At 71.3% G+C, this 10,742-nt stretch carries 12 protein-coding genes; 7 read left to right on the top strand and 5 right to left on the bottom strand.

What is annotated here, in order from left to right; all coding sequences use genetic code 11:
- The first annotated feature begins 3 nt into the window (after positions 1-3).
- The gene (locus tag ACTJK8_RS26465) at positions 4-735 is read left to right on the top strand and encodes a HisA/HisF-related TIM barrel protein (protein ID WP_209650001.1); all 732 of its coding nucleotides are present in this window, start codon (positions 4-6) and stop codon (positions 733-735) included.
- A gap of 69 nt (positions 736-804) precedes the next feature.
- On the top strand, positions 805-1,407 hold the full coding sequence (gene leuD, locus ACTJK8_RS26470; protein ID WP_029359938.1) for a 3-isopropylmalate dehydratase small subunit: 603 nt from the start codon (positions 805-807) through the stop codon (positions 1,405-1,407).
- Between the two features lie 71 nt (positions 1,408-1,478).
- Here the strand turns inward: leuD and ACTJK8_RS26475 are convergent, their stop codons facing one another.
- Positions 1,479-2,150, bottom strand: a complete 672-nt coding sequence (locus ACTJK8_RS26475) for an O-methyltransferase (protein ID WP_012317965.1) — start codon at positions 2,148-2,150, stop codon at positions 1,479-1,481.
- Positions 2,151-2,244: 94 nt separating this feature from the next.
- Here ACTJK8_RS26475 and ACTJK8_RS26480 point away from each other — a divergent pair, with 94 nt between their 5' ends.
- Entirely contained in the window at positions 2,245-2,901 is a 657-nt protein-coding gene (locus tag ACTJK8_RS26480; RefSeq protein ID WP_012317964.1) for a TetR family transcriptional regulator, read from the top strand.
- A gap of 51 nt (positions 2,902-2,952) precedes the next feature.
- On the opposite strand, the gene ACTJK8_RS26485 is transcribed toward ACTJK8_RS26480, so the two are convergent.
- Entirely contained in the window at positions 2,953-3,294 is a 342-nt protein-coding gene (locus ACTJK8_RS26485) for a carboxymuconolactone decarboxylase family protein (RefSeq protein ID WP_012317963.1), read from the bottom strand.
- A gap of 172 nt (positions 3,295-3,466) precedes the next feature.
- On the opposite strand from ACTJK8_RS26485, the gene ACTJK8_RS26490 reads away from it, so the two are divergent.
- The 3 genes from ACTJK8_RS26490 (at position 3,467) to ACTJK8_RS26500 (ending at position 7,125) form a co-directional block, all read left to right on the top strand.
- Positions 3,467-4,681 (top strand): lytic murein transglycosylase, encoded by a 1,215-nt coding sequence (locus tag ACTJK8_RS26490; RefSeq protein ID WP_440762767.1) that lies wholly within the window; start codon positions 3,467-3,469, stop codon positions 4,679-4,681.
- Positions 4,678-5,061 (top strand): RidA family protein, encoded by a 384-nt coding sequence (locus tag ACTJK8_RS26495; protein ID WP_012317961.1) that lies wholly within the window; start codon positions 4,678-4,680, stop codon positions 5,059-5,061. Before ACTJK8_RS26490 ends, ACTJK8_RS26495 begins: the two co-directional genes overlap by 4 nt.
- Before the next feature lie 477 nt (positions 5,062-5,538).
- A complete protein-coding gene (locus ACTJK8_RS26500; protein ID WP_440762768.1) occupies positions 5,539-7,125 on the top strand; it encodes a methyl-accepting chemotaxis protein in 1,587 nt (528 codons plus the stop codon).
- Positions 7,126-7,244: 119 nt separating this feature from the next.
- Here ACTJK8_RS26500 and rplS read toward each other — a convergent pair whose 3' ends face one another.
- From rplS to argB, 3 genes are all read right to left on the bottom strand, one after another.
- Positions 7,245-7,643 (bottom strand): 50S ribosomal protein L19, encoded by a 399-nt coding sequence (gene rplS / locus ACTJK8_RS26505; protein ID WP_012317959.1) that lies wholly within the window; start codon positions 7,641-7,643, stop codon positions 7,245-7,247.
- 278 nt (positions 7,644-7,921) lie between these two features.
- A complete protein-coding gene (locus ACTJK8_RS26510) occupies positions 7,922-8,671 on the bottom strand; it encodes a pyrimidine 5'-nucleotidase (RefSeq protein ID WP_024830878.1) in 750 nt (249 codons plus the stop codon).
- Between the two features lie 198 nt (positions 8,672-8,869).
- Positions 8,870-9,763, bottom strand: a complete 894-nt coding sequence (argB, locus tag ACTJK8_RS26515; RefSeq protein ID WP_012317957.1) for an acetylglutamate kinase — start codon at positions 9,761-9,763, stop codon at positions 8,870-8,872.
- Positions 9,764-10,074: 311 nt separating this feature from the next.
- Between argB and ACTJK8_RS26520 the strand changes: the two genes are divergently transcribed.
- Positions 10,075-10,742, top strand: a 668-nt coding sequence (locus ACTJK8_RS26520; RefSeq protein WP_440762769.1) for a UDP-glucose dehydrogenase family protein, incomplete at its 3' end; no start/stop codon positions are given.

The following is a 10,742-nucleotide window of genomic DNA, read 5'->3' on the forward strand; positions in this document are numbered from 1 at the left end:
GCGATGAGCGCCTCGATGGACCACAGGATCGGGCGCCCCGGCTTCGCGGTGATCCCGGTGCTCGATCTCCGGGGCGGCCGCGTGGTGCGGGCGCGCCGGGGCGAGCGCTCCTCCTATGCCCCGATCGAGACGCCCTTGGCAAAGGGCTCGGCGCCCGACGCGGTGGCCCGGGGGCTGCGCGACGCGTGGCCCGCCGCCATCCTCTACGTCGCCGATCTCGACGCGATCATCGATCGCGCCGCGCCCGATCTCCGCGCCCTGGAGGCGATCGCCCGCGCCTGCCCGGGCGTCAGCCTGTGGGTCGATGCGGGCTTCGCCGAGCCGGCGGGCGTCGACGCGTTCCTGGCCTCCGGCCTGGGCCGCCCGGTGATCGGCAGCGAGAGCCAGGCGGATGCCGACCTCGTGACGCGGCTCGGCGACCGGGCGGTGTTCTCCCTCGACACGCGCGGCGCGGAGCGGCTCGGCCCGGCGGCCCTCCACGACGATCCGGCGCTCTGGCCGCCGGAGGTGATCGCCATGACGCTGGCGCAGGTCGGCGCCGGGGCCGGCCCGGACCTTGGGGCCCTGGGAGCCCTGCGCGCGCGGGCGCCGGATCGCCGCCTCTACGCGGCGGGCGGCGTGCGCGGCCCGGACGACCTGCGGGCGCTGCGGGCGGCCGGGATCGCCGGGGCGCTGGTCGCCTCGGCCCTCCACGACGGGACCCTGTCCCGGGCGACGGCGCCCGACCTCGCCTGACGCTTCCGGCCCGGGCCGGCGGCTGCTAAACCGCCCGGCAGAGAGACCACCGACACGAGCCGTCAGACGATGGAAAAGTTCACCACCCTGGAGGGCGTCGCGGCGCCCCTGCGGACGATCAACGTCGATACCGACCGGATCATCCCGGCGAAGTACCTGAAGACGATCCGGCGGACCGGGCTCGGCAAGAGCCTGTTCGCCGAGATGCGCTACCGCGAGGACGGCTCCGAGAACCCGGACTTCATCCTCAACCAGCCGGCCTACCGGAACAGCAAGATCCTGGTGTGCGGGGACAATTTCGGCTGCGGCTCGTCCCGGGAGCACGCGCCCTGGGCGCTGGCCGATTTCGGCATCCGCTGCGTGATCTCCACGAGCTTCGCCGACATCTTCTTCAACAACTGCGCCAAGAACGGCATCCTGGCGATCGTCGTGTCGCCCGAGGACCTGGAGAAGCTGTTCGAGGACGCCGAGCGCGGCGCGAACGCCACCCTGACGGTCGATCTGGCGGCGCAGACGATCCGGGGGCCGGACGGCGGCACCCTGCATTTCGACGTCGACGAGGGCCGCAAGCACAACCTGCTGAACGGACTCGACGAGATCGGGCTGACCCTCGAGCGCGTCTCGTCCATCGACGCCTACGAGCAGAAGCTCGCCCAGCGCGCGTGGGCCTGAGCGGCGGTATCCGCGTCTCGACGGCGCTCGCGTCGCGCTGAGGCGACCGCCGGTCCGACCCGGATGCGGCCTCACCCGAGCCGCATGGACAGTTCGACGTCGTCGGCGAACGGCACCGACAGGTAGCCCCGGCTCGGCGCGCGCACCCGTGCCAGGTAGTCCGGGCTGTGGTCCGCGTTGTCGGCGACCACGAGCGCGCCCGGCCCGAGGCGGCTCTCCACGAGGCTGAGAACCTCCGGATAGAGCCCCTTCGCCCCGTCGAGGAGCAGCAGGTCGACCGAGTCGGGCAGGTCGAGGCCGAGGGTCTGGAGGGCGTCGCCCTCGCGGAACTCGACGAGATCCGCGAGCCCGGCCGCCATCAGGTTCGCCCGCGCCCGCACCACCTTGGACGGCTCGAACTCGCAGGTGATGAGCCGGCCGCCGCCGTTGTCGCGCAGGGCCGCGGCGAGGTGAAGGGTCGAGAGGCCGAAGGAGGTGCCGAACTCGACGATCGAGCGCGCCCGGCGGGTCCGCGCCAGCATGTAGAGCAGCCGGCCGGTCTCCCGCGAGACCGCGAGGGGCATGTCCTTGAGCCGGCTGTAGAAGTCCCGGTAGCCGGTGCGGCTGCCCATGAGGCGCGTCCGCTCGTCCGCCGAGAGATCCCCGACGGCGCTCAACGGTGAGGATGCCTCCGCCTGCACGAAGAGACTGTCCAGCAGCGAGGCGATACGCGGTTCGGCGAGTGTGGAAGCTGAGAGTGACATGGCGCGTTGCTGTCCGTCTTGCGTGTTCAACTGAACACGACGCAGAGTACCGCTGCCCCCTGCCCCCGCCTATTCGCGTTCCGAGCACCACCCCATGCCCGACCGGCCAAGTCTCGGAATTTCCAAGCGAAAGCAGCCCCGACAGGCGCGCTCCAGCGACCTCGTCGCGGCCGTTCTGGAGGCGGCCACTCAGGTTCTGGGGGAGGTCGGCGCGGAGCGCTTCACGACGGCGCGGGTCGCCGAGCGCGCGGGCGTCAGCATCGGCTCGCTCTACCAGTACTTCCCCAACAAGGCGGCGATCCTGTTCCAGTTGCAGAGCGACGAGTGGCGGGACACGACCGCCCTCCTCGCCGGCATCCTGACGGATCCCGCGACGGCGCCCGGCGCGCGCCTGCGCGCCGCCGTCCACGCCTTCGTGCGCTCGGAATGCGCGGAGGCCGCGATGCGCCGGGCCCTCGACGCGGCCGCCCCCGCCTATCGCGACGCGCCCGAGGCCGCGGAGCCGCAGCTGGCCGGCGCGCAGGCCTTCCGCGATTTCCTGCACGCGGCACTTCCGTCGGTTCCCGAGGCGGAGCGTCAGGTCGCGGGCGAGATCATCGCGACGACGCTCGGCACGGTCGGCGAGCGCATCTCGGAGTCGATCCGCGACGAGGCCGCCCTGGAGACCCGCGCGGACGCCCTGGCCGACATGCTCTGCGCCTATCTGGACCGCCTCGGAGGCGAAGGCCGGGCCGTCGGGCCTTCCCGATGACGCGCCACGGCGCCGCCCGAGGTCCCGGGGCGCGGCCCCGGGTCGGCCGGTTCAGCCGGCCTCGCCGGTGAAGGCCTCGAAGGCGCGGGCGGTGTAGACCAGGGCGGCGCCGGCGTTCAGCGCCACCGCGACGCCCAGCGCCTCCACGACCTCCTCCTTGCTCGCGCCGGCCTTGCGGGCGGCGTCGGAATGCACGGCGATGCAGCCGTCGCACCGGGTCGTCACCGCCACCGCGAGGGCGATCAGCTCGCGGGTCTTCGCGTCCAGCTTGCGCTCGGTCGGGGCCGCCGCCGCGAGCTGATCGTGGGCCTTGAGGAGGTCCGGGCTCACCGCACCGATGCGCCCGAGTGTGCTGACGAGCTCGGCGCCGTACTGATTCCAGTCCTTCATCATGCGTCCTGTCTCCCTGCTCGGTGGGGCCGACCACTGGCGGACCGGCTCCGCATCAACCTACTGGTTGGTAGGCAGATGGGTCAAGGTAAGGCGGGTTTCCTCACCGTTCGTTAACCCACATGTCGCCTGAATCCGCGCCCAGACTCCGTTCCGCATCGTGAGGATCGTCAGCATGCCGAAGCACCCGACGGGACCGAGGACGGCGCGCGCGCTCGGGCTGCTCGCCGGCATCGCGGTCCTGCCCTTGGCGAGCCTGCCGGCGCGGGCCGATTTCGACAGCTGCCTCGCCGGCATCCAGTCCCAGGCGGCGGCGGCGGGCGTCTCGGCGCAGACCTTCCGGTCCGCCACGAGCGGCATCAGCTACGACGACAAGGTGATCGAGCTGTCCCAGGCGCAGCCCGAATTCAAGACGCCGATCTGGGACTACATGGCGGCGCTCGTCGACGAAGAGCGGGTCGAGGACGGGCGCGCGGCCATGCGCCAGAACGCGGCGGCGCTCGCCCAGGCCGAGTCGCGCTACGGGGTCGACCGGTACACGATCGCGGCGGTCTGGGGCGTCGAGTCGAATTTCGGCAAGAACCTCGGCAAGATGCCCCTGGTGCAGTCGCTGGCGACGCTGGCCTGCTCCAACAACCGCCGCCGGGACTTCTTCCGCGGCGAGCTGATCGCCACCCTGCGGATCATCGAGCGCGGCGACATCGCGCCGGAGCGGCTGACCGGCTCCTGGGCGGGCGCCTTCGGCCAGACCCAGTTCATGCCGACCACCTATCACCGCCTCGCCGTCGACGGCGACGGCGACGGGCGGCGCGACGTGGTCGACTCGACGGCCGACGCCGTCGCCTCCACGGCGAACTTCCTGCACGTCGCCAAGTGGCAGCACGGTCAGGTCTGGGGCTACGAGGTGAAGCTGCCCCGCGGCTTCAACGTCGCCGCCGCCGGGCGCAAGAACAAGAGGCCGGTTGCCCACTGGGCGTCGCTCGGCGTGACCCGCGTGGACGGCCGTCCGCTCTCGGGCGAGGGGCCGGCCGGGATCATCGCGCCCGCCGGCATCGACGGGCCGGCCTTCCTGGTCACCAGGAACTTCGACGCGATCTACTCGTACAACGCCGCCGAGTCGTACGGCCTCGCCATCGCGGTCCTGTCCGACCGGCTGCGCGGCAAGGCCGGCGTCCAGGCGGCGTGGCCGACCGACGACCCGCCCCTGTCGCGGGCCGAGCGGCGCGATCTCCAGACCCGGCTGGCCGCCCGCGGCTACGATGTCGGCGAGCCGGACGGCAAGGTCGGCCAGAAGACGCGCGACGCCATCAAGGACGTGGAGCGCCGGCTCGGCATGACGCCCACGGGCCGCGCCGGCGGCAAGGTGCTGGAAGCCCTGCGCGGCGGATGAGCCGGCGGCTGATCACCTCGGGCTCCCCGTTCGAGCGGGATTACGGCTACTCCCGGGCGGTAATCGACGGCGACACCGTCTACCTGTCCGGGACGACCGGCTACGACTACGCCACGATGACGATGCCCGACGGCGCCGCCGCGCAGGCCGAGGCCTGCTGGCGCACGATCCGCTCGGTTCTCGCCGAGGCCGGGACCGGCCTCGCCGGCCTCGTGCGCGCCACCTACTACGTCACCGACCGGGACGATGCCGAGGCCGTGCTGGCGGTCTGCGGCCGGGTGCTGGCAGATGTCCGACCGGCCGCCACGATCGTGATCGTGGCGGGCCTCCTGCGCTCCGAGATGCGCGTCGAGATCGAGGTGACCGCCCGGATCGGCTAGCCGCCTGACCACGATCCCGGCAGCGCGGTTGTGCCGGGCCGCGGCGCCACGCCGATCCGCCGCCGATATCATCCCCGATCGCGCCCGAGCGGCGCCCGCAATGGGCCGACTTCGCCCAGCTGCCGCGGACGGCCGGGACGTTTCGTCCGCGCGCCGCGGGCAAGATCTCAGGTTCTCCATCGCCGTTCCGCGGCCCGTTCCTCCGCCCGATGCAGACCGCGTCGTGGCCGACGACCTCTTCGTCCGCTCTGCACCGCTGATCCTATCCTCTTTCAGATCTCGCCCCGGATCCTCGGGCTTGCGTTGACATGTACGCGCAGATTTATCAGGTCTCACCGCAGCATCTCCGATGCTGGCGCTCCTGCGGTATGTATTATGATCAGAATATTTTTCAGTAAAAGCCTTTCACTTCGAATGATGGCGCAGATTTCGCTCATAACAATGCTTATCGCGGTCATCGGCGCTGCCGGGTTGCGAATGTATTATCAGGAAATGCTGTCGGAGAGGCTGCAGTCCCTGCGCACGGTCACGGAGCTGTTCACCACCTATGCGCAAAGCCTCGAGACCCGGGTCAGGAGCGGCGCTCTGTCCCGGGAGGCGGCCCTGGCGGCACTGGTCGAGACCGCCATGGCCATGCGCTTCGACACGGGCACCAACTACGTCGCCATCTACGCGATGGACGGCACGGCGCTGGCGGTTCCCGACCGCCGACTCGTCGGCAGCAATCAGCTGGAGACTCGGGTCAACGGCGTTCGCGTGGCCGGGACCCTGATCGATCTGCTGAAGAAGTCCGACACGGCTACGATGAGCTATCTCTATCCCCGGCCCGGGCATGAAGGCCTGTCTCCGAAGACGACGCTCGCCGTCAGGTTCGCGCCCTGGGACATCTTGATCGCGGCGGGGACCTACACCGACGACATCAAGGCCGCCTTCCAGGCGCTCGCCCTCGCGGCGATCGGCCTTCTGCTCGGGCTCGGCGCCCTGGGAGTGATCGGCTCGCTCCTGATCGGGCGCGGCATCACGCGGCCGCTCGACCGGCTCGGCCGCCGGATGCAGGTGCTGGCTCAGGGCGACGGCGCGGAGCCGATACCCGGGCTCGAGCGGACAGACGAGATCGGCGAGATGGCCCGGACCGTCGAAGTCTTCCGACAGGCCCTGGTCGCCAAGGCCGCCATGGACCGGGCGGCCGCGCAGGAAGCGGAGGCCAAGGCCCGGCACGCGCAGAGCCTCGACGCGCTCACCCGGGCGTTCGAGGCCCAGGCCGGTGCGCTGATGACGGGCGTCTCCGCGGCCGCGACCGAGATGCAGGCGACCGCCGAGGCGATGGCGCGGACGGCCTCGCGCACAAGTGCCCGGGCGACGCGCGTCGCCGGGGCCGCGCAGGAGACCGCCGGGAGCGTGCAGAGCGTCGCCGCGGCCACCGAGGAGATGGCGATCACCATCCAGGAGATCTCCGGACGGATGGCGCAATCGTCGGCCAAGACCGCGCGGGCGGCGACCGAGGCGCAGCGCACGGACGCCCTCGTGGGCGATCTCGCCGACGGGGCCGAGCAGATCGGGGTCGTCGCCAGCATGATCGCGGGCATCGCCCGACAGACCAACCTCCTGGCCCTCAACGCCACGATCGAGCCGGCCCGGGCCGGCGAGGCCGGCCGGGGCTTCGCCGTCGTGGCGGGCGAGGTCAAGGCGCTGGCCGAGCAGACCGCGGCCGCGACCGAGGAGATCGCCGCGCGGATCGGCGCGGTCCAGGCCTCGACCCGGCAGGCCGTCGAGGCGATCCACGGGATCGGTCGCACCATGGGTGAGGTCAGTACGCTTGCCGCGACCGTGGCGGCCGCGATCGAGCAGCAGGGGGCGACCACCGAGGAGATCGTGCGCAGCGTCGCGCGCGCGGCGGCCGGCACGGAGGCCGTCACCGGCAACATCGCCGACGTGTCGCAGGGTGCCGAGGCGACGGGCGACGCGGCTGAGCGGGTTCTCGGCGCCGCGATCGACCTGTCGCGCAGGTCCGAGCAGCTCTCCGCCGAGATCCACCGGTTCCTCGACGGGATCCGGGCTGCCTGAGGTGGCGTGCCGGCGGCCTGGACGAGACTGTCGGCCAAGAAAAAAACCGGCCCGGCTGAGCCGGACCGGTCTGAATGAAACGGGACGATCGCTCCGGCCCGCGGAGCGGATCGGACAGCTTACTCGGCGGCGGGCGCCGCGGCCGGGGTGTCCTTCGCCTTGTAGCGGTCGGTGCGCTCGACGATGCGGGCCGACTTACCGCGCCGGTCGCGCAGGTAGTACAGCTTGGCACGGCGCACCTTGCCGCGGCGGGCCACCTTGATCGAGTCGATCATCGGGGAATGGACCGGGAAGACGCGCTCCACGCCCTCGCCGTACGAGATCTTGCGGACCGTGAAGCTCTCGTTGAGGCCGCCGCCCGAGCGGGCGATGCAGACGCCCTCGTAGGCCTGCACGCGGGTGCGCTCGCCTTCCTTCACGCGGACGTTGACGATGAGCGTATCGCCCGGCTCGAAATCCGGGATGGTCTTGGCGAGGCGCGCGACTTCCTCGCGCTCCAGCTGCTCGATGATGTTCATGGCATAGCTCCGGCCGTCGCGCCGTTCCGCCCCTCATGGGCGATCGGCGCCAGGATTTCGGCGATCCTGTTGTGAGTTGGGCGGCTCTCTACAGGATCGCCGCCGGCTTGTCGATTGGGGTACGGGCGCGATCGAGCCGCGGCGCCGCCGGGATGTCGGATCGTGCGATCGATCCCGGACGGAACTCCGCCGCGTCCCGCTCCTCCAGGTGGGGCCGGGTCTTCGCCGCGCCCCTCCCCGGCCGCGGAGGCACCGCGACCGCGCCGCCCGGCTTCGCGTCAGCGGCGCTCCTCGGATCCCGACCGCGCTTCGGGCAGCACGCAGGCGGAGAGGAAGGCGGCGAGATCGTCCGTGATGTGGTCGATATGCGGCTCGCGCACCGCCTCCTGCTCGAAGGCCTCGCGATAGGGATCGGTGACCTTCGGCACCACCAGCACGGTCGCCATGCCGAGGTCGTGCGGCACCGCGAGGTTGCGGGCGATGTCCTCGAACAGGGCGGCCCGGGTCGGCTCGACGGCGTGCTTCTCCAGGAACCGCTCGTAGGTCGTGCGCTCCGGCTTCGGGACGAAGTCGGCGGCGGCGATGTCGAACACGTCCTCGAAGTGGTCGAGGATGCCAAGCTTGCCGGCGACGTTCTCGGCGTGGCGGCGCGACCCGTTGGTCAGGATCAGCTTGCGCCCGGGCAGCCGCTCGATCGCGTCGCCGAGGCTCTTGTCGAGCTTGATCGACGAGTGGTCGATGTCGTGGGCGAAGTCGAGGAAGTCGTGCGGATCGATCCGCGACTCGACCATCAGCGCCGACAGCGTCGTGCCGTAGCGGTGATAGAAGTACTTCTGCAGGGCGCGGGCCGAGATGCCGTCGAGCCCGTAGAGCTGCATCACGTACAGGGTGATGCGCTCGTCGACCTTCGGCCAGACCGCGGCGTCGCTCGGGTAGAGGGTGTTGTCGAGATCGAACACCCAGGTGTCGACATCGGCGAAGCCGCGCGCCGCCGGCGTGGTGAACTGGGCCTTGTCGGGGTGGTGCACCGGAACCCCTCAGGTTGCTGTTGCCCCGGAATCTGGACCGGAATGGCCAAGCTCGCAAGTTTGATGCTTGTCCGGACCTTGTGAGGCCGGCCCCTCCGGGGCGGGCGGGGGTACGACAATGCGCCGGGCGCGCGGAGGTTGCGTCCGCGCACCGCACCGCGCCGTCGGGGGCGGCGCGGTGCGCGGGCGGCCGCGTTCTCAGCCCCGACGGATCAGGGTGCCGGCACCGTAATCGGTGAACAGCTCGAGGAGCACGGCGTGGTTGACCTTGCCGTCGAGGATGACGACCGCCTCGACGCCGCGCTCGATCGCGTACATGCAGGTCTCGATCTTCGGGATCATCCCGCCCGTGATGGTGCCGTCGGCGATCAGGCGCCGGCAATCCTCCACGGTCAGCTCGGGGATCAGCTTCTTGTCCTTGTCGAGCACGCCCGGCACGTCGGTGAGCAGCAGCAGGCGCTTGGCCCGGAGCGCCCCGGCGATCGCCCCCGCGAAGGTGTCGGCGTTGACGTTGTAGGTCTGCCCGTCCGCCCCGTAGGCGACCGGCGCGAGGACCGGGATCAGCTCGGCCTTGAGCACCGCGTCGAGGACGCCGCGCTCGACGTGGTCCGGCTCGCCGACGAGGCCCAGATCGACGGTCTGCTCCACGTGGCTCTCGGGATCGACGACGGTCTTCATCGCCCGCTTGGCCCGGACCATGTTGCCGTCCTTGCCGCACAGGCCGACCGCCCGGCCGCCCTCGGCGGAGATCCAGCCGACGATCTGCTTGTTGATCAGGCCCGCCAGGACCATCTCGACGACCTCGACGGTGGCCTCGTCGGTGACGCGCAGGCCGCCGCGGAACTCGGACTGGATGCCGAGCCGGTCGAGCATCTTGCCGATCTGCGGACCGCCGCCGTGCACGACGATCGGCTTCAGCCCGGACTGCTCCAGGAGGACGATGTCCTCGGCGAAGTCCTCGGCCGCGGCCCGGTCGCCCATGGCGTGGCCGCCGTACTTGATGACCACGATCTCCTGGTCGTAGCGCTGCATGTGGGGCAGCGCCTGGGCCAGGACCTCGGCACGCACGTGCACGTTGGGCAATTCGGTCATCGCGGTCCTTCACCGATCCTTGGGTCGGGTCCTCGGGGCGGATCCGGGCCTCCCCGCCGGGCGGGGGCGCTTCTACAGGAAGCCGCCCGCGCTGCGAAGCCGCCCCGCGCGCCTTCGCGGAGGCGCGGCCCGCGGACCGGCGGCCGATGCGGGCCGCCCCGCGGCCGGCTGTCAAACTACAGTCATCCTTCGCGGGTGTTGCATTCCCGTGACAGACTGGAGCAGATCCAGGCTGGCCCGGGTTGCATCCGCGTGCGCCCCGGATCATGTTGCATCGCAGCAAGCCGAGGGCGAGCTGCCGGGAGGGCCCGATGCGGATTGCGATGATTGGGGCCGGATATGTCGGCCTGGTCTCCGGCGCCTGCCTGGCCGATTTCGGCCACACGGTCGTGTGCGTCGACCGGGACCCCGACAAGATCGCCAGCCTGAACGCCGGCCGCATGCCGATCTACGAGCCGGGCCTCGACGTCCTGGTCGCCGAGAACGTGCGCCAGGGCCGGCTCGCGTTCAGCACGTCCATGCGGGAGGCCGTGGCCGAGGCCGACGCGGTGTTCATCGCGGTGGGCACGCCCTCCCGCCGCGGCGACGGCTTCGCCGACCTGAGCTTCGTGTTCGACGCCGCCCGGGAGATCGCCGGCGCGCTGTCCGGCTTCACCGTGGTGGTGACCAAGTCGACCGTGCCGGTCGGCACCGGCGACGAGGTCGAGCGCATCATCCGCGAGACCAACCCCGGGGCGCAGTTCGCGGTCGCGTCGAACCCCGAGTTCCTGCGCGAGGGCGCGGCCATCGCCGACTTCAAGCGCCCCGACCGCATCGTCGTCGGTGCCGAGGAGGCCAGCGCCGAGGCGGTGATGCGCGAGGTCTACCGGCCGCTCTACCTCAACCAGGCGCCGATCATGGTCACGTCGCGGCGCACGGCCGAGCTGACCAAGTACGCGGCGAACGCGTTCCTGGCGGCGAAGATCACGTTCATCAACGA

It is taken from the genome of Methylobacterium sp. 22177 (genome assembly GCF_052045615.1).
GTDB classification, from domain to species: domain Bacteria; phylum Pseudomonadota; class Alphaproteobacteria; order Rhizobiales; family Beijerinckiaceae; genus Methylobacterium; species Methylobacterium radiotolerans.

Excerpts from the sequence above, each read along its gene's own strand:
- ACTJK8_RS26480 (WP_012317964.1), top strand. The coding sequence starts at position 2,245 with ATGCCCGACCGGCCAAGTCTCGGAATTTCCAAGCGAAAGCAGCCCCGA.
- ACTJK8_RS26495 (WP_012317961.1), top strand. The coding sequence starts at position 4,678 with ATGAGCCGGCGGCTGATCACCTCGGGCTCCCCGTTCGAGCGGGATTAC.
- ACTJK8_RS26490 (WP_440762767.1), top strand. The coding sequence starts at position 3,467 with ATGCCGAAGCACCCGACGGGACCGAGGACGGCGCGCGCGCTCGGGCTG.
- ACTJK8_RS26500 (WP_440762768.1), top strand. The coding sequence starts at position 5,539 with ATGTATTATCAGGAAATGCTGTCGGAGAGGCTGCAGTCCCTGCGCACG.
- rplS (WP_012317959.1), bottom strand. The coding sequence starts at position 7,643 with ATGAACATCATCGAGCAGCTGGAGCGCGAGGAAGTCGCGCGCCTCGCC.
- ACTJK8_RS26475 (WP_012317965.1), bottom strand. The coding sequence starts at position 2,150 with ATGTCACTCTCAGCTTCCACACTCGCCGAACCGCGTATCGCCTCGCTG.
- argB (WP_012317957.1), bottom strand. The coding sequence starts at position 9,763 with ATGACCGAATTGCCCAACGTGCACGTGCGTGCCGAGGTCCTGGCCCAG.
- ACTJK8_RS26485 (WP_012317963.1), bottom strand. The coding sequence starts at position 3,294 with ATGATGAAGGACTGGAATCAGTACGGCGCCGAGCTCGTCAGCACACTC.
- ACTJK8_RS26465 (WP_209650001.1), top strand. The coding sequence starts at position 4 with ATGAGCGCCTCGATGGACCACAGGATCGGGCGCCCCGGCTTCGCGGTG.
- leuD (WP_029359938.1), top strand. The coding sequence starts at position 805 with ATGGAAAAGTTCACCACCCTGGAGGGCGTCGCGGCGCCCCTGCGGACG.